The organism is Methylobacterium sp. WL6 (assembly GCF_008040095.1).
In the GTDB taxonomy this organism is placed as follows: Bacteria; Pseudomonadota; Alphaproteobacteria; order Rhizobiales; family Beijerinckiaceae; genus Methylobacterium.
In genome coordinates, this window is the sequence record NZ_VRVH01000015.1 from 13,191 (window position 1) to 32,892 (window position 19,702).

Genomic DNA, 19,702 nt, shown 5'->3' on the forward strand with positions numbered 1-19,702 from the left:
TGCGCCAGGACCGATCCGCACGGCGCGGAAACCCATCGATGGTCGAGCCCCACGCGTACCACCCGGCCGCCGCGAACCTCGATCGGCCGATCCTGACGCCGTCGCACGCCCTGCCCGACCTTCGCACCGCACTTCAGCCCCGCATCCTCTACGCGACGCCGGAGATGGCCGATTTCGTGAAGACCGGCGGTCTCGGCGAGGTCGCCGGCGCGCTGCCGCGGGCGCTGCGCAAGCACTACGACGTCCGCGTCCTGATCCCCGGCTACCGGCAGGTGGTCGACGCGTTTCCAAACATGCCCGTCGTGGCGCGGCTCGACGGCTTCGCCGGCGTCCCGCCCTGCGACCTCGGCCTCGTCGAGACCGGCGACGGACTACGCATCTACGTCCTGCTCAGCCCCAGCCTCTACGAGCGCGACGGGACCCCCTACGGCAACGCCGACGGCGACTTCCCCGACAACGACCTGCGCTTCGCCCGGCTGAGCCTCGCCGCCGCCGAGATCGCGCAGGGCGCCGACCCGGCCTGGGCGGCCGATCTCCTCCACCTCAACGATTGGCAGTCGGCCCTCGCCCCGGCCTATCTCGCCTGGCGCCGGATCCGCGTGCCGAGCGTGCTGACGATCCACAACCTCGCCTACCAGGGCCTGTTCCCGCGCGAGACGATGGCGCGCCTCGGCATGCCCGAGGACGCCTTCGACATGAACGGCGTCGAGTTCTACGGGCAGCTCTCGTTCCTCAAGGCCGGCCTGTACTACGCCACCCACGTCACCACCGTGAGCGAGACCTACGCCCGCGAGATCCTGACGCCGGACTTGGGCTGCGGACTCGACGGGCTGCTGCGCACGCGCGCGGCGCAGGGGCGGCTCGCCGGCATCCTCAACGGCATCGACGAGAGCTGGGACCCGCGCACCGATCCGCACCTCGCGACGCGGTTCGAGGCCGACGATTGGAAGGGCAAGCGCGCCAACGCGGAATCGGTGCGGCGCCAGTTCGGGCTCGCGGTCTCGCGCGGGCCGCTCTTCGCCATCGTCTCGCGGCTCGTGCACCAGAAGGGCATCGACCTCTCGATCCAGGCGGCCGAGACCATCGTCGCGGAGGGCGGGCAGCTCGTGGCCATCGGCCAGGGCGAGGCGCGGTTCGAGGATGCGCTGCGCGGCCTCGCCCGGCGGCACCCCGATTCGGTCGGCGTCCATGTCGGGTTCGAGGAGCGCGACGCGCGGCGGATGTTCGCCGGAAGCGACTTCCTGCTGATGCCGTCGCGTTTCGAGCCGTGCGGCCTCGCGCAGATGTACGCCCAGCGCTTCGGCTCGCTGCCGATCGTGCGCCGCACGGGCGGCCTCGCCGACACGGTCGAGGACGGCGTCACCGGCTTCACCTTCGCCGACACCTCGTCGAAGGGCTTCACCGGGGCCGTCCGCCGGGCGCTCGACACCTTCGGCCAGAAGAAGCGCCTGAACGCCATGCGCCGCACGGCGATGTCGCGCACCTTCGGCTGGGACGATGCCGCGGCCAATTACGGCACCCTCTACGGCCGCGCCTTCGGCAACGGCGCCGCCCTGCGCTGGCGCGCGGCCTGACCCGCGCCGCCGCTCACAAAGCCACGATCGGGACCACGACGAGGCCGAGGGCCGCGACGGCGACCGCCGCGTAGCGAACGAGGCGTCGTGGGTGCGCGGCGCCCGCCTCGGCATCCGGCCTCAGGACCAGCGCGAAGATCGGCAGGATCGGCAGCAGGTAGCGTCCCTGGGGCCCGTCGATGCGCGGATCGCCGACATTGGTCCAGCTGAGATACTGCGAGATCAGGACGAGCCACAGGGCGAGCGCGGCGGCGAGAACCAGCAGCGCGAGGGTGGCGCCGCTTCCAGGGGCTCGCCCGGTGCCGGCCAGGGCCGCCGCGAGGGCGAGAATCCACAGCGCGTGCAGCACCGCCGGAAGGTGGCGGTCGTGCCAGCGCAGGATGCCGACGACGCCCTCGGTCATCGTCGCGGCGTGCTTCACCGTCAGCAGGAAGCGCGACGGCACGGTCAGGAAGCGCATCGGCTCCGCGATCAGCACCCGAAGCTGCGCCGCCGGGTCGGTGCCGTGGAAGGTGGCCGGACGGTCGCCCGGCCAGAGCGGGCCGGCCTCGTAGGGCGGCCGTGGAACCGGGGTCGCGATCGTCGCGGTGGCATATGCGGTCCAGAGCACGGCCGGCAGGACGACCGCCACGACCACAGCCAGGCGCGAAAACAGGCCGGCGCCGATCCGGTGCCCGGTTCCGCGCGGGAGCGGCAGGAGCAGGATCAGCGCGATCGGAGCGTAGGGCGGCTTCGCCAGGAGGATCAGCGCGATCAGGATGGCGGCGCCGGCGAAGCGTCGCCGCGCCCGCGGGTCGTCCGGCTCATGGGTGAGCAGCGCGACGGCCAGGATCGCGACGGCGACGATCAGCCCGTCCTGGTTGAACGAGGCGGCGAGCGACAGGGTCATCGGCAACGCGAGGAGGGCGAACAGCCAGGCCCGGCCGCGGCGTGCCACCGCGAGGGCGCAGAGGCCGATCAGCGCATAGGCCGCCACGTCGAACAGGCGCCCGAGCCGGGCGGAGGCCCGGGCCGACAGGTCGAGGGCATGACCGATCCCGAGGCCGGCGGCCGACGGCAGGTAGAAGACGGGGAAATAGGTGGCGATCGTGTAGAGCGGCGCGAAGGCGCCGGTCCGGCGCCAGGGCCCGGTGCCGACGGCCGGATCGACGGGCGGCGCCGCGATCTTGGCGTTGTTCGGCATGCGGGTGCGCGCCAGCTCTTCCCAGACGGGATCGACCCGGACGCCCGCCGCCATCGCGGATCGCCCGTCGGGGCCGACGATGGTCTCGCGATGCCCGATGATCTGCCCGTCGACGAGGCTCGCCGCGCGCATGAGGTGGGCGGGCTCGTCCGCCACCTCGCCGAGGGGGATCGCCAGCGCCAGCGCTAGGCTGAGCGGCATCGCCAGGAGCAGGAACGCACCGAGCCAGAGACGGAGGTCGTCGGCTGCGCGGCCGGAAACCGAGCCGAGGGTCATCGCTCGGCGCCCTCGAACGGCCCGAGCGCGCTGCGCAGCCTCATCGTCAGGCCGAGGGTCGCCGCGATCCCGATCCCGAGGAGGATCGGCGAGAGCCATGCCGTTCCGCCGGTCGCGGCCAGGACGCCGCTGCGCCCGGCCGCGCCCGTGAGGACGCAGACGAAGAGGCCGGGCAAGGCTGCGAGCGTGCCGATGGCGTAGGCGCCCGCGTGCACGGTGGTGAGGCTCAGGGCGAAGCTCGTCGGCGCGAACGGCAGGATCGGCGACAGGCGGATCAGGCCGACCGCCTTCCAACCGTCGGCAACGATCATCCGGTCGATGGCAGCCAGCCGGCGGCCGCCCGAAACCCAGCCCGCTAGGTGCGGGCGGAGCCACGACCGGCCGATGGCGAAGCTCGCGCCCGCGCCGAGCAGCGTCCCCGCCGTCGCGAGGGCGAAACCGAGGCCGGGCCCGTAGAGCGCGCCCGCCGCCACGCCGATGAGGGAGGCCGGCAGGATCCCGACGGTGGCGACGAGGGTCTGCGCGAGGACGAGGCAGGCCCATCCGGCCACGCCGAAGGCCGCATCGGCGCTCATCGCTGCGTTGAGCAGGTCGAGGATCGTTCCGGGGAAGACCGCTCCGAGCACGATCGGGACCGCGATCGCAGCCAGCAGGACCCCGCCCGCCAGGACGAGGCGGGTACGTGCGGCGTTCATCGCCGCGGCGTCCCGGTTCGGGCGAAGAGCGGTTCCCGGCGGATCCCGAGGCGGTGCAGGCGGTAGGCGAAGGCCGTCCGCAGCACGCCGAAGCCGTAGACGACGCTGCGGCGGAAATTGATCGACGAGGCTTCGGGGAAGTACCGCGTCGGGCAGGAGATCTCGCCGATCCGGAACTCGGCCTGCATCGCCAGGGCGAGCATCTGGTTGTCGAACACGAAGTCCTCCGAGCAGCGGTCGAGGGGGATCGTCTCGATCACCGTGCGGCTCCAGGCGCGGTAGCCGGAGTGATATTCCGAGAGCTTCTGGCCCATGAGGAGGTTCTGCAGCAGCGTCAGCACGCGGTTGGCGACGTACTTGTACCGCGGCATGCCCCCGACGAGGGCGCCCTTGCCGAGGATGCGGGAGGCGAGGACCGCATCGTACTCGCCCGAGACGATCATCGAGGCCATCGCGGTGACCAGGCGCGGCGCGTACTGGTAGTCGGGGTGGAGCATGACGACGATGTCGGCGCCCCGCGCCAGCGCCGCCTCGTAGCAGGTCTTCTGGTTGCCGCCGTAGCCGCGGTTGCGCTCGTGCCGGATGGTGTGGATGCCGAGGCCCTCGGCGATGAGGGCGGTCCGGTCGCGGCTCGCGTCGTCGATCAGGATGATATCGTCGACGATGTCCTTGGGGATGTCGTCGAACGTCTTCTGAAGAGTCGCGGCCGCGTTGTAGGCCGGGAGGACGACGGCGATCTTCTGTCCGTGAAGCATGGATCCTGCTGACGTCGGCGCGCGTCGGGACGGTCCGTCGCGCTTGTGGTCGGGTCAATCGGCGCGGCGCAGCCGCGCGAAGAGGGCGGGAACGGCGCCGCCGAGCAGCGCCGCCGCGTGGACGACCTGCCCGGCCTCGCGCAGCGACCGGCGACACAGTGCCAGGGCGAGGCGCAACGGGATCTGGACCGCGAAGGTCGCCGCCAGCAGGGCGAGGGCGGTCGCCGCACCCTGGTGCTTGGCCGCGTAGAGGATGCGGCTGCGCTGGATGTAGAACAGGCGCCGCGCCCTCACCTGCCGGGTCGTCCCCTGGCCGTCGTGCCGGACCGTCGCCTCGGCGACGTGGCGCACCGTGAAGCCCGCATCCCAGGCGCGGGCGCAGAGATCGACATCCTCGTAATAGACGTGGAAGCGCTCGTCGAAGCCGCCGAGCCGTTCGAACAGCGACCGGCGGATCAGCAGGAAGGCGCCCATCACCTGGTCGACCGGACCGGACGCGGCGTGGTCCCACTCCGTCATGAAATGCGTCGGCACCCGGCTCGGCATCACCCGGTCGAGATGAAGCTCCTGGCCGATCAGGCTGCCCACGGTCGGGCGCCTTGCGCACATCCGCTGCACACGGCCGGCTTCGTCGACCAGCTGTGCGCCGACGACGCCGACCGTCGGATCGGCTTCGAGTGCCGCCAGCGTCAGCCGCAGCGCATCCGGCCCGACCTCGGTGTCGGGGTTGAGGAACAGGATCGCCGGCGCCCGGCCGACCGCCGCGCCCTGGTTGCAGGCGCGCCCGAACCCGGCATTGTCGGCGTTCGCGATCACGGTGAGGCGCAGGTCCGGCCGCTCCAGGCCGTCGGCGGAGCCGTCGGTCGAGGCGTTGTCGACCACGACCACGTCCGTGGCGGGATCGTCGCCGGCGGCGGCCAGGCTGGCGAGGCAGGCGCGCACCAGAGCGCCGCCGTTCCAGTTGACGATCACGACGTCGATTGCGGGCGGTCGATCGGTGCGGGGCGTCGTCATGGCGCGTCGAAGGGGCGGCCGAGGCGACCGCGGAAGCCGTCGAGCACCGCCCCGGCCAGCCGCCGCAGCACCGCCGGGCGGTAGCCGCTGTCGCGCCAGTACAGGAGGGTCTGCACCGGGAGGTAGGCGACCTGGCGCAACTTCCACGGCAGCGGGATGTGCCGCAGGCGCCAGCCGTAGACGGAGTTGCGCAGGTAGGTCGCCATGCGGAACAGCGGCTGGCGCGGCGTCTCGATGCCGAGCGCGCGGATCGTGCCGCCGCCGACGCGGTGGCCGATCGCGGCGTCCTGCGCCATCCAGCAGCCGTAGCCCGCATCCCAGGCGCGAAAGCACCATTCGAGCTCGACCCCGTCGATGAAGTAGTCCGCCCGGAACGGCCCCACGGCGCGGAACGCCGCGACGTCGACGAGCGAGCCCGAGGTCGCAAGGAATTCCACCGGCACCAGCGTGCCGACGGCCGCCTGCCGGGGCCGGCGCCGAAACCGCGGCGGCTTGGCCTCGGCGTTTGCGCGGCCCGGCACCGGTCCGATCACCGCGCAGGGCCGATTCTCCGCACGGAGCCGCGTGCGGGCATCGGCGAGCGCGCCGATCATCTCCGGCCCGACCTGCGCATCCTGGTCGAGCAGGAGGACGCCGTCCGCGCCGACCCGCGTCGCGGCCTCGACGACGCCGTTGAGGGCGGCCGCGATGCCGACGTTGCTCCCGGCCGACAGCAAGCGCACGCCGGCCGCCTCGAGCTTCATCCGATCCACGGGGCCGAGGCCGCCATTGTCGAAGGCGAGGACCGGATGCCGGCTGCCGGCATAGCGTCGGACGATGTCGTCGACCTGGTCTCGGCTCGGGTGGAACAGGGTCAGGCCGATGGCCAGCATCACGCACATCCAGGACAGGCCGCGGCCGGCCTGCGGCCCGAGCCGATAACGGAAACGCACGCCCGAGGCGAGGCCCGGGCCGAGGCTCGGGCCCAGGCTCAGGTATAGGTGCGATCAACGCTGGCCGAAGGTCGGATCCTTGAACAGGTCCTTGTGCTCGCGGGGCTGCGAGCGCCAGTACTGCTTGGGCGCGCGCACCGTCTCGCCGAGCGCGGCCGCCGCGTGCCAGGGCCAGCGCGGATCATAGAGCAGGGCGCGCGCGAGCGAGATCGCGTCCGCCCGGCCCTCGGCGAGGATCGCCTCGGCCTGGTCCGCTTCGGTGATCAGCCCGACGGCGATGGTGGCGAGCCCGGTCTCGGCCTTGATCCGCTCGGCATAGGGCACCTGGTAGCCAGGCCCGAGCTTGATCGCCTGCTTCGGCGAGACGCCGCCGGTCGAGACATGGATCGCGGGGGCGCCGGCGCGCTTCAGGCGCTGGCCGAGCTCCACGGTCTCCTCGAGGTCCCAGCCGTCCTCGACCCAGTCGGTCGCCGAGACCCGCATCCACACCGGGTGGCCTGCGGGCACCACCGCCCGCACCGCCTCGAACAGCTCGAGCGGGAACCGCATCCGGTTCTCGAGGCTGCCGCCGTAGGCGTCGGTGCGCTGGTTGGCCAACGGCGAGAGGAACTGGTGCAGCAGGTAGCCGTGGGCGCCGTGCAGCTCGAACGCCTCGATCCCGAGGCGCACCGCGCGCTTGGCGGTCGCGACGAAGTCGTCGCGGATGCGCTTGAGGTCCGCGCCGTCGAGGGCGTGCGGGGCCATCTCGCCGTCGCCGTGTGCCAGGGCGGACGGGGCTTCGGTGCGCCAGCCGTAGGGATGATCCGGCGCGATCTGCTGGCCGCCGTCCCAGGGCGCCCGGCTCGACGCCTTGCGGCCGGCATGGGCGATCTGGATGCAGACCGGGATCGGCGCGTACTCGCGGATCGCCGCCAGAACCCGACCGAGCGCGCGCTCGCAGCCGTCGGAGTACAGCCCAAGGTCCCACGCGGTGATCCGCGCCTCGGGCGACACCGCCGTCGCCTCCAGCGTCAGCAGCCCGGCGCCCGACATCGCGAGCTGGCCGAGATGCATCATGTGCCAGTCGGTCGCCTCGCCGTCGCGGGCCGAGTACTGGCACATCGGCGCGATCAGGATGCGGTTCTCCAGCGTCATGTCATCGAGCGTCAGCGGTTCGAACAGGCGGGCGGTCATCGGCAACTCCGGGTTGCGGGGGCATCGGCTGTGTGCCGCACTCTCGGGACGGACGCCAGCTCGCCGCCTCATGCCGGCCCTTCGCGCCGTAGCAGGGGGCGGCTCACCCCTCCCCGATCCCGCGGGCCTTCAGGCTCTCGCCGATCTCGTCGAGCACGCCGGCATCGTCGATGGTCGCCGGCATGGTCCAGGGCTCGTGGTCGGCGATGCGCTTCATCGTGGCGCGCAGGATCTTGCCCGAGCGCGTCTTCGGCAGCCGCTGGACCGTCAGCGCCAGCTTGAACGCGGCCACGGGCCCGATCTCGTCGCGGACCTTGGCGACGAGCTCACGCTCGATCTCCGCCGGATCGCGCGCGACCTGGGCCTTGAGCACGACGAAGCCGCAGGGCGCCTCGCCCTTGAGCGCGTCGCGGATGCCGATGACGGCGCATTCGGCGACGTCGGGGTGGGCGGAGAGCACCGCCTCCATCCCGCCGGTGGAGAGGCGGTGGCCGGCGACGTTGATGATGTCGTCGGTCCGCCCGAGCACGGTGATGTAGCCGTCGGCGTCGATCACGCCCGCGTCCGAGGTGTCGTACCAGCCCGGGAAGGTCTCGAGGTAGCTCGTGCGCATCCGGGCGTCGGAGCCCCACAGGGTCGGCAGGCAGCCCGGCGGCAGCGGCAGGCGGATCGCGATGGTGCCCATCGTGCCGGCGGGCACCGGCTTGCCGCCCTCGTCGAGCACCTGCACGTCGTACCCCGGCATCGGCACGCAGGTGCTGCCGTGCTTGACCGGCAGCATCCCGAGGCCGACCGGGTTGCCGGCGATCGGCCAGCCGGTCTCGGTCTGCCACCAGTGGTCGATGACGGGCCGGTCGAGCACCCGCTCGGCCCAGGCGACCGAATCCGGGTCGGCGCGCTCGCCGGCCAGGAACAGGGTGCGGAAGCGCGAGAGGTCGTGGCCGGCGACGTGGGTGCCCTTCGGGTCCTCCTTCTTGATCGCCCGCAGCGCGGTCGGCGCGGTGAACAGGCAGACGGTCCCGGTCTCGGCGACGACCCGCCAGAACGCGCCGGGATCGGGGGTGCCGACCGGCTTGCCTTCGTAGAGCACCGTGGTGCAGCCGTGCAGGAGCGGCGCGTAGACGATGTAGGAATGCCCGACCACCCAGCCGATGTCGGACGCGCAGAAGTAGGTCTCGCCGGGCTGGACGCCGTAGAGGTTCGGCATCGACCAGGCCAGCGCCACGAGGTAGCCGCCGGTGTCGCGCACCACGCCCTTGGGCTTGCCCGTCGTGCCGGAGGTGTAGAGCACGTAGAGCGGGTCGGTCGCCGTCATCGCGACGCAGTCCGTCGACCGTCCCGAGGCCGCGGCGACCGCCTCGGCCCAGTCGCGGTCGCGCCCCTCGACGAGGCTCGCGGCCGCTTGCGGACGCTGGAGGATCAGGCAGGCGGCGGGCTTGTGCTTGGCCGCGGCGAGCGCCGCGTCGAGCAGCGGCTTGTAGGCGACCACCCGGCTCGGCTCGATGCCGCAGGAAGCGGCGAGTACCACCTTCGGCGCCGCGTCCTCGATCCGGACGGCGAGCTCGTTGGCGGCGAACCCGCCGAACACCACCGAATGCACCGCGCCGATCCGGGCGCAGGCCAGCATGCCGAACAGGGCTTCGGGCACCATCGGCATGTAGAGGATCACCCGGTCGCCGCGCACCACTCCAAGGTCGCCGAGCACCGCCGCCAGGGCGGAGACCTCGCGGAGCAGCTCCGCGTAGGTGATCGCGCGCTTGGTCCCGGTCACCGGCGAATCGTACCGGATCGCGACCTGGTCGGCCCGGCCGGCCGCGACGTGGCGGTCGACCGCGTTCCAGCAGGCGTTCAGCGATCCGTCCGGGAACCAGCGGCCGTAGGGGCCGGAGGCGGCGTCGAAGGCCCGCGTCGGCCGGGTCGCCCAATCGATCGCCCACGCCGCGTCGAGCCAGAACCCCTCGGGATCGCGCATCGCGGCGGCGTGCACGTCGGCATAGCACGACGGCGCATCGGCGGAGGGGTCGGTCGGCATGGCGGCTCCTCGGGGCGACCTCTTCACGGGGGGCCTTACGGGGCGAGCCTAGCAGACTCGCGCTCGCCGCAGGATCGGCGGACCGCACAAAAAAGCCGCGCCGTCAGGGACGGCGCGGCGGACCTCGGTGCCGTGCTAGGGATCAGGCGCGTCAGTGCAGCGTGTCGACGTCGGCCTGCAACCGGTTGATCTCGTCCTTCAGGAGAAGCTTTCGCCGCTTCAGCTCCGCGATGCGAAGGTCGTCCTCGGACGGCCTCAGCGTCGCCTGGTGAATTTCCCGTTCGAGGGCTTCGTGCTTCCGGGTGAGCTGGCTCAGATGCGTCTGCAGCGACATGAGTCGTGTCTCCTGTCATCGTTCCGACCGGTCGAATCTCGCACATGTCGAGCCGGCTGTCGAAGGCAATCCTCAGCCTATGCCTCACGAATGCTTGCCGCTCGGGCGTGCCTGACGCATGCTCGCTCCAGGCACGCGGCGGGTTTCGAAGGCGACGATGACGGTTGAGTTGGTCCCGGATGAGCAGTCCGAACTGGACGTCGAGCTGGCGCGGCTGAGGCAGGAGCACCGCGACCTCGACGACGCGATCGACGCCCTCGAGCGCAACGTCGCCGGCGATCAGCTGCAGATCCAGCGGCTGAAGAAGCGCAAGCTCACGCTGCGCGACCGGATCGCCTTCGTGGAAGACCAGATCACCCCCGACATCATCGCCTGATGCCGGTGGATGCCGCCGCGCCTCGCCTTGCCGCATCGGGCCCGCGCCTGTAAGCGGCGAGCTTGCCAGCGGCGGATTCAGGCTCACGGGCCTCCTTCGCGCAGAGAATGGGTTTGACGCGGATGGTGCCGGCGCCTGCGGTCGCGATCATCATGGGCAGCCAGTCCGACTGGGCGACCATGCGGCACGCCGCCGAGACGCTCGACGCGCTCGGCGTCGCCCATGACGCGCGCATCGTGTCGGCGCATCGCACGCCGGACCGTCTGGTGGCCTTCGCCAAGGGCGCGAAGGCGGCCGGCTTCCAGGTGGTGATCGCGGGCGCCGGCGGTGCCGCGCACCTGCCCGGCATGGCCGCCGCGATGACGAGCCTTCCGGTCTTCGGCGTGCCGGTCGAATCCAAGGCGCTGTCAGGACAGGACAGCCTGCTCTCGATCGTGCAGATGCCAGCCGGCATTCCGGTGGGGACGCTGGCGATCGGCCGGGCCGGCGCGGTCAACGCCGCGCTCCTGGCGGCCGCCGTGCTCGCGCTGTCCGATGACGACCTCGCCGCCCGCCTCGATGCGTGGCGCGCGGCCCAGACTGCATCCGTCGCCGAACGGCCGGAGACCGAGACCCCGTGACCACGAAGACCATCGCGCCCGGCAGCACCCTCGGCATCGTCGGGGGCGGCCAGCTCGGCCGCATGATCGCGCTCGCGGCGGCGAATCTCGGCCTCAAGGTCCACGTCTACTGCCCGGACGCCGACAGCCCGGCCTTCGACGTCGCGGCCGCGACCACCTGCGCGGCCTACGACGACTCCGAGGCGCTGGCGCGGTTCGCGCGAAGCGTCGACGTGGTCACCTACGAGTTCGAGAACATCCCGCGCGAGACCGCCGACCTGCTGGCGGCGCACGCTCCGCTTCACCCGAGCGCCTCGGCGCTGGCGACGACGCAGGACCGGCTGTCGGAGAAGGACTTCATCAACCGCCTCGGCATCCCGACGGCGCCGTTCCGCGCCGTCGACACGCCGGACGACTTCGCCCGCGCGCTGGACGCCATCGGCCGCCCGGCGGTGCTGAAGACCCGCCGCTTCGGCTACGACGGCAAGGGCCAGCGCATCATCCGGACGGAGGCCGAATCGGATCGCAACGCGATCTTCGCCGAGTTCGGCGGCGCGGCGCTGATCCTCGAAGGCTTCGTCGCGTTCGAGCGCGAGGTCTCGGTGGTGGCCGCGCGCTCGGCCGACGGAAGCTTCGCCGCCTTCGACCTGTGCGAGAACGAGCACCGCAACCACATCCTGGCCGTCACCCGCGCGCCGGTGCCGGGGATCGCACCGGAGACGGCGCAGGCCGCCTTCGCCATCGCCAGGACGATCGCCGACGCCCTCGACTACGTCGGGGTGCTCGCCGTCGAGATGTTCCTGGTGCGCGAGGCCGACGGCGGCGAGCGGCTCGTCGTCAACGAGATCGCGCCGCGGGTGCACAATTCCGGGCACTGGACGATCGAGGGCGCCGCGACCTCGCAGTTCGCCCAGCACGTGCGCGCGGTCTGCGGCTGGCCGCTCGGCGATCCGTCCCGCCCCGGCGGACTGCGCGCCGAGATGCGCAACCTCATCGGCGACGAGGTTTCGGGCTGGCGGTCGCTGCTGGCCGAGCCCGGCGCGCATCTGCATCTCTACGGCAAGGGCGAAGCCCGGCCAGGCCGCAAGATGGGCCACGTCACCCGCCTCGAGCCCTGAAATCCGATGCATCCGCACAACAGCGGATGCTTCGCGTGCGCCCTGCTCCCAAGATCGCAAGGTCTTTTCCAGTCGAGCCATATGTTCGCCACATCGGCCCGCATCAACGGGTCCGTCGCCCGTGCTTAATCGGGCGTTCACCGCGATGCGCGAACGTGCCGGAGCCTACGCGACCGGATCGGACCGGTTCCGTGTCGGCCGCGCCGCTCGGGGTGCGTGGATCAAGGTTCGGGCGTGCTGCAGACTTGAGCACCGTGCCGAGGGGAATGGGGCGATGACGTCAGACAGCGTGCGGTTTCAACGGTCGGCCCTGCTCGGCCTCGCTGCGCTCGCGAGCGTGGCGCTCGCCGGCTGCGAGACCGTGGGGAGCGCTGCCGGCCCGCGGCAATTCGCGGTGCTCGAGGCGGACACCACGGGCGCGACCAACGTCAACATCGCCTCGCTGACCGAGGTGGTGCAGCGCAACCCGAACGACGCCGCCGCCTACAACACCCGCGGCGCGGCCTATGCCCGCGCGGGCCAGTTCAACGAAGCGATCGGCGACTTCACCAAGGCGGTGCAGATCGACCCGAATTCCGGCTCGGCCTACAACAACCGCGCGCTGGCCTATCGCCAGACCGGCCGCAACGACGCGGCGCTGCAGGACTTCACCAAGGCGATCGCCTCCGACCCGAATTACGGCCCCGCCTATATCGGCCGCGCCAACGTGCTGCGGGCGCAGGGCGACCTCGATGGCGCGATGAGCGACCTCAACGTGGCGATCCGCCTGATGCCCGAATCGGCCGAGGCGTATCATGCCCGCGGCCTGGTCCGGCAGAAGCAGGGCCAGAACACCGCCGCCATCGGCGACTTCGACGCCGCCATCGACCGCAATCCCTTCGTCAGCGCCCCCTACGCCGCCCGCGGCCAGAGCCTGATCGCCACGAACCAGTACGACAAGGCGATCGAGGACTACAACGCGGCCCTCAACGTGAACAACAAGGACGCGACCTCCTGGGCCTATCGCGGCCTCGCCTACGAGAAATCGAACCGCAAGAAGGAAGCGATGGAGAACTACCAGCGCGCCTCCACCATCGACCCGAGCAACCCGATCGCCCGCCAGGGCCTCGGCCGGGTGCAGGGCGGCGTCGGCTCGCTGTTCAACTGAAGCCCGAGGTTTGCTCGAACGAAGAACGCCGCGCGAGAGCGCGGCGTTCTTCGTTTCGGATCGCGATGACCACCACCGCGCGAACAGCCGAGATAACCAAGACCGTAGGGTGAAAGCGACAGGAAAATGACGACCTTTGCCGCCATCGGACCGAGGAACACCCATGGCGCCGGCGCTCGAAACCTGTCACACTTCGTCGGATGCCGTACTTCTACTGTCATCTACGTGGCCCGAGCGGTTATGAACGCGACGAGATCGGGCTGGAATTCGCCGACCTCGATGCGGCGTATCTCGAGGTCTGCCGCGCCATCCTCGACATGGCGGCGGAGCTGGCACGGTCCGGCCACGACCCGATGCCCCACGCCTTCGAGATCACGGATGCCGACGGCCTCCTGCTCATGGACGTCCCGTTCCGCGAGATGCTGAGCAAGGGTCTCCGAAGCAGGCGTCGGCTTCTTCCCGTCTCGTCGGCCACGCAGCGCCGCGAGATGGTGCGGGCGGTGCATCTGCGCGCAGCCGTCTCCGACTCGATCGATCGCCTGAGCCAGACGATCCGCATGTCCCAGCTGATCGTCGCCCGGTCGCGCGCGAGCGGCGCGGCCGATCCATGGGGCGCCTCGCCGCGATCGGGTGCCGTCGCCTCTTAGGTCAAGTCACGCCGAGCGCAGGGCGGCGATGCCGTCGGCCAGCGCGTCCACCTGCGCCGCGTCGTGCGCCGCCGAGAACGCCACCCGCAGCCGCGCGGTGCCGGCCGGGACGGTCGGCGGCCGGATCGCCACCACGAGGAAGCCCTGCGCTTCGAGGGCGGCCGAGCGCGCGAGCGCGGCCTGCGCCTCGCCGACCATCACCGGCACCACGGCGCTTTCGGCCTCCGGCAATCCGAGCCGCGCGGTGAAGCGGCGGGCGAGCGCCAGGGGCTTGGCACCCCGCTCCGGCTCCGCCTCCAGGATCGCCAGAGCTTCGAGGGCGGCGGCCGCAGAGGCTGGCGGCAGCCCGGTGGTGTAGACGAAGCTGCGGGCGCGGCTGGTGAGCAGGTCGATCACCGCCTGCGACGCGCAGAGATAACCGCCGTAGGAGCCGAGCGACTTCGACAGGGTGCCCATCTCCAGCGGCGCCCGCGGGCCGCCTTCGACGACGCCGAGCCCGTGCGCGTCGTCCACCAGCGTCCAGACGTCGTGGGCGTCGCCGAGCCCGAGGATGTCGCCGAGCGGCGCGCGGTCGCCGTCCATGCTGAACACCCGCTCGGTCAGGATCATCGCCCGGCGATGCTGCGCGCGATGCGCCGAAAGCAGGCGGCCGAGGTCGGCGACGTCGTTGTGCCGGAACGTCAGGATCGTCGCGCCCGAGATCCGCGCACCGCCCCACATGCAGGCATGGGCGAGTTCGTCGACGAGGATGAGGTCGCCCGCACCGACCAGCGCCGGGGTGATCCCGAGGTTGGCGAGGTAGCCGCTGCCGAACACCAGCGCCGCCTCGGTGCCCTTGTGCGCGGCGAGCCGCGCTTCGAGCGCGGTCAGCAGCGGATGGTTGCCGGTCACCAGCCGCGACCCGCCGGAGCCGGCGCCGTAGGCGGCGACGGCAGCTTGCGCGGCCGCGATCACCCGCGGGTCGTGGCTCAGGCCGAGATAATCGTTGCAGGAGAACGAGACGAGCCGGCGCGCGCCGCGCTCGGCCATCGCGTCGGCGGCGCGGATCGTCGGCACTAGGCGGCGGCGGAGGGCGGCGGCATCCAGGCCGGAAAGCTTGTCGCGGGCGAAGGATTCGAGGCTCGACATCGGGCCTCAAAGCCCCGCGGCGCCGGCCGGAGTCAAGTCCGGCTTCGCGCCCGGTTGACCGTCGCGCGGCATGCCCGCATCGATCTGCGGATGCCGACCGACGATCCGAGCGCCGCGCCCCTGTGGCGCCCCTACACGCAGATGAAGCATGCGGCGCCCCCGCTGGAAGCGGTGCGCACGCACGGCTCGCGCATCGTGCTCGCCGACGGGCGGGCGCTGGTCGACGGCATCGCCTCGTGGTGGACGGCGGTGCACGGCTACAACCATCCCCACATCGCCGCGGCGGTCTCCGAGCAGCTCGGCACCATGCCGCACGTGATGTTCGGCGGGCTGACGCACGCCCCGGCCGAGCGTCTGGCGCGCCGGCTCGCCGGCTTGCTGCCCGGCGACCTGAACCACGTGTTCTTCACCGATTCCGGCTCGGTCGCCGTCGAGGTCGCCCTGAAGATGGCGGTGCAGCTCTGGCTGAACCGCGGCGAGGCCGGCCGCACCCGCATCCTCGCGTTCCGCGGCGGCTACCACGGCGACACGGTCGGGGCGATGTCGGTCTGCGACCCCGAGGAGGGCATGCACCGCCGCTTCGGCGCCTTCCTGCCGAGCCAGTTCTTCTCCGACCTGCCGCGGACCGAGGCGGAGGCGGCCGCCCTCGACGGCATCCTCGCGCGCCACCGCACCGAGCTCGCCGCGGTGATCGTCGAGCCGCTGGTGCAGGGTGCGGGCGGCATGCGGATGCATCCGCCCGATGTCTTGGCGACGATCGCGCGCCTCGCCCGCCGCCACGGCCTGCCGCTGATCGTCGACGAGATCTTCACCGGCTTCGGCCGCACCGGCACGCTGTTCGCCTGCGAGCAGGCCGGCATCGTGCCCGACATCCTGTGCCTGTCGAAGGCGCTGACCGGCGGCACGATGGCGCTCGCGGCCACGATCGCCACCAGCGAGGTGTTCTCCGCCTTCTGGTCGGACGATCCCGGCGCCGCGCTGATGCACGGCCCGACCTTCATGGCGAACCCGCTCGCCTGCGCGGCCGCCGATGCCAGCCTCGACCTGTTCGCGCGCGAGCCGCGGCTCGAGCAGGCCCGCGCGATCGGCACGCGCCTCGCGGAAGGGTTCGAACCGCTCCGTGGGCGGCCGGGCATCGCCGACATCCGCACGCTCGGCGCGATCGGCGTGGTGCAGTTCGCCGAGCCGCCCGACCTCGCGACGCTCAAGGCGCGGCTCGTGGAGCGCGGCGTCTGGGTGCGCCCGTTCGGCGACGTCGTCTACCTGACGCCGGCGCTGACCATCGGCCGGGACGACCTCGACCACCTCATCGAATCCGTCGTCTCGGTATCCACGGGGGTCGCGTCGCACAGGGCGATTTGACGGGCACCACGACGCGGGCTGCGGCGAGGAGGGCGGTGCTTCGCGAAGGAATGGGATCCCACCCACTCAAGGCCGCGCCGGATGTCGCATCTCGCCGACCCGCACGGACGGGCGGTACCGCGCTGATCGTCACGATCTCAGGATCCAGAACAGCGTGCCGCTCCAGACCACGCAAACGGCCGATCCGATCGTGATTCCACCATCGAACGCGGCGACGAGGTCGTAGAGCGGCCGCGCGGCGATCGCCGTACCGAGGAGCGTCCAACCCGCTGCGATGATGATAGGCCTCTTCCTGATCGCCCGTCCGTCATCGGATGCCGATGGCATTCGCCGGGTTTCCAGCCACCATTTCATCAGAGGCGAACAAGCGGCGCTCGCGGCGGTCGCCAGCGCTCCAGGCCGCGAGTCGTGTCGTACGGCCAGCACTGTGGAAATGCTGAGAATGGCGAGGGGGAGAAGTTGCTCGAGGTCACGCCGTCTCATGGCATCCTCCGATCCGTCGTCGCGGTCGGGGGCCGGAACCGCGCCGAGATCGACGATCCGGAGGCGCTCCATTATCACGGAATGATTACCTAGCGACAGAGATCGCGGCCGCCCGTGTCGCCGAACGCCGCGGTGCGGGTCGCCGGCACGAAGCGGGGACATCGCCGGATCGGCGGCGGATCGTTGCAGGGCGGAGCGACGACCTTCGGCCGTCATCCATGGGAAAGACTTTCCGACCCGATGTCGGTGGCATTCGACCTGCCACGGACGCCTCGAGGACCGGCCAGCGTCGCTGCAACCGGAACGCCCCTCTGCCGTTGGACATCCAGGATGAGGGTGCGGCGGGGGGCGTGTCCCGGCGACGCTCCCGGACCGAAACGCTGGAGATGCATATCGTGACGAGCGAGCAGACGAGTCCCCAGGAAGACCGGCCCGTGATCCTCCTCGTCGAGGACGAGGCGCTGACCATCATGGATCTCGGCGACGTTCTCGAGGGTGGCGGCTACGAGACGGTGCAATGCGCATCGGCCGAGCGGGCGATGAGCATCCTTCAGGCGCGGCCGGACATCTGCGGCCTCGTCACCGACGTGGAGCTTTCGGGCAAGGCCAACGGCTTCGACCTCGCCAGCTCCGTCGCCGAGGCGCGGCCGAAGCTGCCGATCCTGATCGTCTCCGGCCGCGCCGCGCCCGACCCGGCCCGGATGCCGGCCGGCGCGCACTTCATCGCCCGCCCGTGCAGCGGCGAGGACATCCTCGACCAGCTCCGCCGCCTCATGCCCTGCTGAGGCCTCATGCTCTGCTGAGCAGGGGATCGCCGCCCCGACCGTCATCCCAGCTTCACACGCCCGAGGCACAGCCGGCCGCGAACGAGGCCGGTCCCGTTTCCGGGGCCGGATTTTCGGCGTGTTCGGTCGTGCAGCGCGGGGTATGGGATGTCAGCGGCGGACGAGATCCCGGCAGCCGCGCCGGTCATCGAGAACCCGGGGCTGCCCGTGAACGGCAAGGCGAAGAACCGGAAGGACGGGCGGCCCTCTCCCGACGCGGCGCGGATCAAGCGGAAGGGCCGCGACGCCTCGGCTGAGCGCCCCGGTGAGGTCCCGGCTCCGAGCCCCGAAACGGCGGTCGCGAAGCGGCCCGGATCGAAGCCGCCGGGCGCCAAGAGCGTCGGCTGGGCGCTGGTCCAGGCGGCGCGCCTGCATCGCGCCCGCATCGGCGACCGGCTGGCGACGCTCGACCTGTTCGCCGGCCAGGAGCAGGTCGTGCAGGTGCTCGCGGCCTCCGGCACGATGACGATGGGCGACCTCGCCGCGACCTTGCGCGTGCGCCCGCCGACCGCATCGAAGACGATCTCGCGGCTCGCCGCCCTCGGCTTCGTCGAGCGGCGCGCGGAGGCCGGTGACGGCCGCATCGTGCGCGTGCGCCTCACCGAGGCGGGGCTCGCCAAGGCGGAGGCGATCGAGGGCATCTGGGACGCGGTCGAAGCGGAGCTGCTCGCCGGCCTCGACAACAAGGAGCGGCGACGCCTGCGCAAGCTCCTGCGCAAGGCCGCCAAGGGACTCGCCGAGGCCGGCGGGCTGACCGGGCACGAGACCGAGGCCGATGCGGAGATCGAGGCCGACGAGGACGAAGCCGACGCGCTCGCCCCGATCCCGGCGCACTGACACGGCCGTTCGGAGCCGCTGCACACGATGGCCGCGGGCGATACGCTGCGGGCACGCCCACGCCCCTCGCCGTCGCCGTCGTGATCGCCGCACGCCTTGCCGGACCCACCGTCGCCGGCGATGCGATGCCGAGGCGGGTCGGGGCCTGCGCGACGACGGTGATTCCCGCGATCGGGAGGCGCTTCGGCGCTCCGCTGATGAGAGCCAAGAGCAAGGCCACCGACGACGGCACCGGCGTCGAGCTTGGAAACGGCGTCGAAGCGTGTCCTACGTCTTCGTCCCGGCGGTCGCGGACGCGAAGGTCGGCGATCCTGTGAAGACCTGCCCGGTCTCGATCCCGAAGGGCGATGACCGCGGCAAGGTCTTCACGACGACCAACCTGCGCACGCAGGATTTCCGGACGCTCGGCGATTCCCGGCACCTGTGCGGCGGCGCCGGGCCGGACCGCCGCGAGGGCAGGTCCGGCCCGGCGAGCTAGGTCCGCCCCGGCGACGGCGAGTCGCCTATCGGCCGAGCGGCTGGATGCTGTTGGCGATCGCCTTGAGCTGCGCCGCGTACTTCGTCTCGCCGGCGGGCGAGCCCCAGTAGGACAGCATGCCGACCTTGGTCTCCGACAGCACGATGATCGACAGGCTCACCTTGGTCGGGCCGTCCTTGTCGACGCCGTCCCAGCCGAGATCGACCACGTCGAAGCCGTTGATCTTGGCTTCGGACTTCTTCTGCGACTTCGGATCGATCTTCACACCGCTCTCGGCGAAGAACTTCACGCCTTCGACGATGGCGTTCTCGAGGTTCTTAAGGTTCTGCACCTCGAAAGCGACGTAGATCGACGTATCCGGGGACGTCGCCTGGGCACCCTTCTCGATTTCCTCGGGCGACCACGCGTTAGGGAGGTCGATCGTCACGATCGGCTTGGTGTCGGGCAGCTCGAACGGCTTCGCCGACGCGGTGGATGCTGGGTTTGCGAAAAGGAATCCAAGAACCGCCGTCGTCGCAATGATGTTTCTCAAGACAACCTCCCCCGTCGCCGATCGCGGCGCGCGCGAAGAGCCGTGGACGACGGTGCATCGAGAGTCGAGGGGCCTCGGAAAGGTCATGCACCGCCGAGATCGATCCGGCGCGGTCGGCGATCCGCAACCGCTGGCACGAGTCCCGCATGGTGCATGGCGATCCATGCGTGCGCGCCCTCGCGGCGGGCGCCGAAACGACGGAT

At 71.5% G+C, this 19,702-nt stretch carries 21 protein-coding genes; 10 read left to right on the forward strand and 11 right to left on the reverse strand.

The window, feature by feature from the left end; all coding sequences use genetic code 11:
- Window positions 1–38 precede the first annotated feature (38 nt).
- Window positions 39–1,574, forward strand: coding sequence for a glycogen synthase GlgA (gene glgA / locus FV230_RS04125; RefSeq protein WP_147841373.1), 1,536 nt, complete (start codon window positions 39–41; stop codon window positions 1,572–1,574).
- A gap of 13 nt (window positions 1,575–1,587) precedes the next feature.
- Here glgA and FV230_RS04130 read toward each other — a convergent pair whose 3' ends face one another.
- The 8 genes from FV230_RS04130 to FV230_RS04165 form a co-directional block, all read right to left on the reverse strand.
- On the reverse strand, window positions 1,588–3,033 hold the full coding sequence (locus tag FV230_RS04130) for a DUF2142 domain-containing protein (protein ID WP_187275381.1): 1,446 nt from the start codon (window positions 3,031–3,033) through the stop codon (window positions 1,588–1,590).
- The gene (locus FV230_RS04135) at window positions 3,030–3,728 is read right to left on the reverse strand and encodes a VTT domain-containing protein (RefSeq protein WP_147841375.1); all 699 of its coding nucleotides are present in this window, start codon (window positions 3,726–3,728) and stop codon (window positions 3,030–3,032) included. Before FV230_RS04135 ends, FV230_RS04130 begins: the two co-directional genes overlap by 4 nt.
- Window positions 3,725–4,483: a glycosyltransferase family 2 protein gene (locus FV230_RS04140; protein ID WP_147841376.1), complete on the reverse strand. Its 759-nt coding sequence runs from the start codon at window positions 4,481–4,483 to the stop codon at window positions 3,725–3,727. Before FV230_RS04140 ends, FV230_RS04135 begins: the two co-directional genes overlap by 4 nt.
- Window positions 4,484–4,537: 54 nt before the next feature.
- A complete protein-coding gene (locus FV230_RS04145; protein ID WP_147841377.1) occupies window positions 4,538–5,497 on the reverse strand; it encodes a glycosyltransferase family 2 protein in 960 nt (319 codons plus the stop codon).
- The gene (locus tag FV230_RS04150) at window positions 5,494–6,369 is read right to left on the reverse strand and encodes a glycosyltransferase family 2 protein (RefSeq protein WP_246694725.1); all 876 of its coding nucleotides are present in this window, start codon (window positions 6,367–6,369) and stop codon (window positions 5,494–5,496) included. Before FV230_RS04150 ends, FV230_RS04145 begins: the two co-directional genes overlap by 4 nt.
- A gap of 114 nt (window positions 6,370–6,483) precedes the next feature.
- Complete coding sequence (locus tag FV230_RS04155; RefSeq protein ID WP_147841378.1) at window positions 6,484–7,602, reverse strand: NADH:flavin oxidoreductase/NADH oxidase; 1,119 nt, start codon at window positions 7,600–7,602, stop codon at window positions 6,484–6,486.
- A gap of 103 nt (window positions 7,603–7,705) precedes the next feature.
- Window positions 7,706–9,634, reverse strand: a complete 1,929-nt coding sequence (locus tag FV230_RS04160) for an AMP-binding protein (RefSeq protein WP_147841379.1) — start codon at window positions 9,632–9,634, stop codon at window positions 7,706–7,708.
- A 151-nt stretch (window positions 9,635–9,785) separates the two neighbouring features.
- Complete coding sequence (locus FV230_RS04165) at window positions 9,786–9,968, reverse strand: DUF465 domain-containing protein (protein ID WP_147725554.1); 183 nt, start codon at window positions 9,966–9,968, stop codon at window positions 9,786–9,788.
- A 157-nt stretch (window positions 9,969–10,125) separates the two neighbouring features.
- Between FV230_RS04165 and FV230_RS04170 the strand changes: the two genes are divergently transcribed.
- From FV230_RS04170 to FV230_RS04190, 5 genes are all read left to right on the forward strand, one after another.
- Window positions 10,126–10,344, forward strand: coding sequence for a DUF465 domain-containing protein (locus FV230_RS04170; RefSeq protein WP_147725555.1), 219 nt, complete (start codon window positions 10,126–10,128; stop codon window positions 10,342–10,344).
- Window positions 10,345–10,466: 122 nt separating this feature from the next.
- Window positions 10,467–10,964: a 5-(carboxyamino)imidazole ribonucleotide mutase gene (gene purE / locus FV230_RS04175; protein ID WP_147841380.1), complete on the forward strand. Its 498-nt coding sequence runs from the start codon at window positions 10,467–10,469 to the stop codon at window positions 10,962–10,964.
- A complete protein-coding gene (locus FV230_RS04180) occupies window positions 10,961–12,061 on the forward strand; it encodes a 5-(carboxyamino)imidazole ribonucleotide synthase (protein WP_147841381.1) in 1,101 nt (366 codons plus the stop codon). Before purE ends, FV230_RS04180 begins: the two co-directional genes overlap by 4 nt.
- Before the next feature lie 274 nt (window positions 12,062–12,335).
- Window positions 12,336–13,208, forward strand: coding sequence for a tetratricopeptide repeat protein (locus FV230_RS04185; RefSeq protein ID WP_147841382.1), 873 nt, complete (start codon window positions 12,336–12,338; stop codon window positions 13,206–13,208).
- 200 nt (window positions 13,209–13,408) lie between these two features.
- On the forward strand, window positions 13,409–13,855 hold the full coding sequence (locus FV230_RS04190; protein WP_147841383.1) for a hypothetical protein: 447 nt from the start codon (window positions 13,409–13,411) through the stop codon (window positions 13,853–13,855).
- Window positions 13,856–13,861: 6 nt separating this feature from the next.
- On the opposite strand, the gene FV230_RS04195 is transcribed toward FV230_RS04190, so the two are convergent.
- Window positions 13,862–14,983, reverse strand: coding sequence for an aminotransferase class I/II-fold pyridoxal phosphate-dependent enzyme (locus FV230_RS04195; RefSeq protein WP_147841384.1), 1,122 nt, complete (start codon window positions 14,981–14,983; stop codon window positions 13,862–13,864).
- A 90-nt stretch (window positions 14,984–15,073) separates the two neighbouring features.
- Between FV230_RS04195 and FV230_RS04200 the strand changes: the two genes are divergently transcribed.
- Window positions 15,074–16,345 (forward strand): adenosylmethionine--8-amino-7-oxononanoate transaminase, encoded by a 1,272-nt coding sequence (locus FV230_RS04200; protein ID WP_147841385.1) that lies wholly within the window; start codon window positions 15,074–15,076, stop codon window positions 16,343–16,345.
- A gap of 129 nt (window positions 16,346–16,474) precedes the next feature.
- On the opposite strand, the gene FV230_RS04205 is transcribed toward FV230_RS04200, so the two are convergent.
- Window positions 16,475–16,900 (reverse strand): hypothetical protein, encoded by a 426-nt coding sequence (locus tag FV230_RS04205; RefSeq protein ID WP_147841386.1) that lies wholly within the window; start codon window positions 16,898–16,900, stop codon window positions 16,475–16,477.
- A 314-nt stretch (window positions 16,901–17,214) separates the two neighbouring features.
- On the opposite strand from FV230_RS04205, the gene FV230_RS04210 reads away from it, so the two are divergent.
- From FV230_RS04210 to FV230_RS04220, 3 genes are all read left to right on the forward strand, one after another.
- Window positions 17,215–17,613 (forward strand): response regulator, encoded by a 399-nt coding sequence (locus FV230_RS04210; RefSeq protein WP_147725563.1) that lies wholly within the window; start codon window positions 17,215–17,217, stop codon window positions 17,611–17,613.
- A 147-nt stretch (window positions 17,614–17,760) separates the two neighbouring features.
- Complete coding sequence (locus FV230_RS04215; protein ID WP_246694726.1) at window positions 17,761–18,489, forward strand: MarR family winged helix-turn-helix transcriptional regulator; 729 nt, start codon at window positions 17,761–17,763, stop codon at window positions 18,487–18,489.
- Window positions 18,490–18,751: 262 nt separating this feature from the next.
- Window positions 18,752–18,967: a hypothetical protein gene (locus FV230_RS04220; RefSeq protein WP_147841387.1), complete on the forward strand. Its 216-nt coding sequence runs from the start codon at window positions 18,752–18,754 to the stop codon at window positions 18,965–18,967.
- Window positions 18,968–18,992: 25 nt separating this feature from the next.
- On the opposite strand, the gene FV230_RS04225 is transcribed toward FV230_RS04220, so the two are convergent.
- Complete coding sequence (locus tag FV230_RS04225) at window positions 18,993–19,499, reverse strand: hypothetical protein (RefSeq protein ID WP_147725565.1); 507 nt, start codon at window positions 19,497–19,499, stop codon at window positions 18,993–18,995.
- Window positions 19,500–19,702: the final 203 nt, after the last annotated feature.

What these genes read in the sequence shown, in the direction of transcription:
- glgA (WP_147841373.1), top strand. Translation starts at nt 39, where the DNA reads ATGGTCGAGCCCCACGCGTACCACCCGGCCGCCGCGAACCTCGATCGG.
- FV230_RS04130 (WP_187275381.1), bottom strand. Translation starts at nt 3,033, where the DNA reads ATGACCCTCGGCTCGGTTTCCGGCCGCGCAGCCGACGACCTCCGTCTC.
- FV230_RS04135 (WP_147841375.1), bottom strand. Translation starts at nt 3,728, where the DNA reads ATGAACGCCGCACGTACCCGCCTCGTCCTGGCGGGCGGGGTCCTGCTG.
- FV230_RS04140 (WP_147841376.1), bottom strand. Translation starts at nt 4,483, where the DNA reads ATGCTTCACGGACAGAAGATCGCCGTCGTCCTCCCGGCCTACAACGCG.
- FV230_RS04145 (WP_147841377.1), bottom strand. Translation starts at nt 5,497, where the DNA reads ATGACGACGCCCCGCACCGATCGACCGCCCGCAATCGACGTCGTGATC.
- FV230_RS04150 (WP_246694725.1), bottom strand. Translation starts at nt 6,369, where the DNA reads ATGCTGGCCATCGGCCTGACCCTGTTCCACCCGAGCCGAGACCAGGTC.
- FV230_RS04155 (WP_147841378.1), bottom strand. Translation starts at nt 7,602, where the DNA reads ATGACCGCCCGCCTGTTCGAACCGCTGACGCTCGATGACATGACGCTG.
- FV230_RS04160 (WP_147841379.1), bottom strand. Translation starts at nt 9,634, where the DNA reads ATGCCGACCGACCCCTCCGCCGATGCGCCGTCGTGCTATGCCGACGTG.
- FV230_RS04165 (WP_147725554.1), bottom strand. Translation starts at nt 9,968, where the DNA reads ATGTCGCTGCAGACGCATCTGAGCCAGCTCACCCGGAAGCACGAAGCC.
- FV230_RS04170 (WP_147725555.1), top strand. Translation starts at nt 10,126, where the DNA reads ATGACGGTTGAGTTGGTCCCGGATGAGCAGTCCGAACTGGACGTCGAG.
- purE (WP_147841380.1), top strand. Translation starts at nt 10,467, where the DNA reads ATGGTGCCGGCGCCTGCGGTCGCGATCATCATGGGCAGCCAGTCCGAC.
- FV230_RS04185 (WP_147841382.1), top strand. Translation starts at nt 12,336, where the DNA reads ATGACGTCAGACAGCGTGCGGTTTCAACGGTCGGCCCTGCTCGGCCTC.
- FV230_RS04190 (WP_147841383.1), top strand. Translation starts at nt 13,409, where the DNA reads ATGCCGTACTTCTACTGTCATCTACGTGGCCCGAGCGGTTATGAACGC.
- FV230_RS04195 (WP_147841384.1), bottom strand. Translation starts at nt 14,983, where the DNA reads ATGTCGAGCCTCGAATCCTTCGCCCGCGACAAGCTTTCCGGCCTGGAT.
- FV230_RS04200 (WP_147841385.1), top strand. Translation starts at nt 15,074, where the DNA reads ATGCCGACCGACGATCCGAGCGCCGCGCCCCTGTGGCGCCCCTACACG.
- FV230_RS04205 (WP_147841386.1), bottom strand. Translation starts at nt 16,900, where the DNA reads ATGGAGCGCCTCCGGATCGTCGATCTCGGCGCGGTTCCGGCCCCCGAC.
- FV230_RS04210 (WP_147725563.1), top strand. Translation starts at nt 17,215, where the DNA reads ATGCATATCGTGACGAGCGAGCAGACGAGTCCCCAGGAAGACCGGCCC.
- FV230_RS04215 (WP_246694726.1), top strand. Translation starts at nt 17,761, where the DNA reads ATGTCAGCGGCGGACGAGATCCCGGCAGCCGCGCCGGTCATCGAGAAC.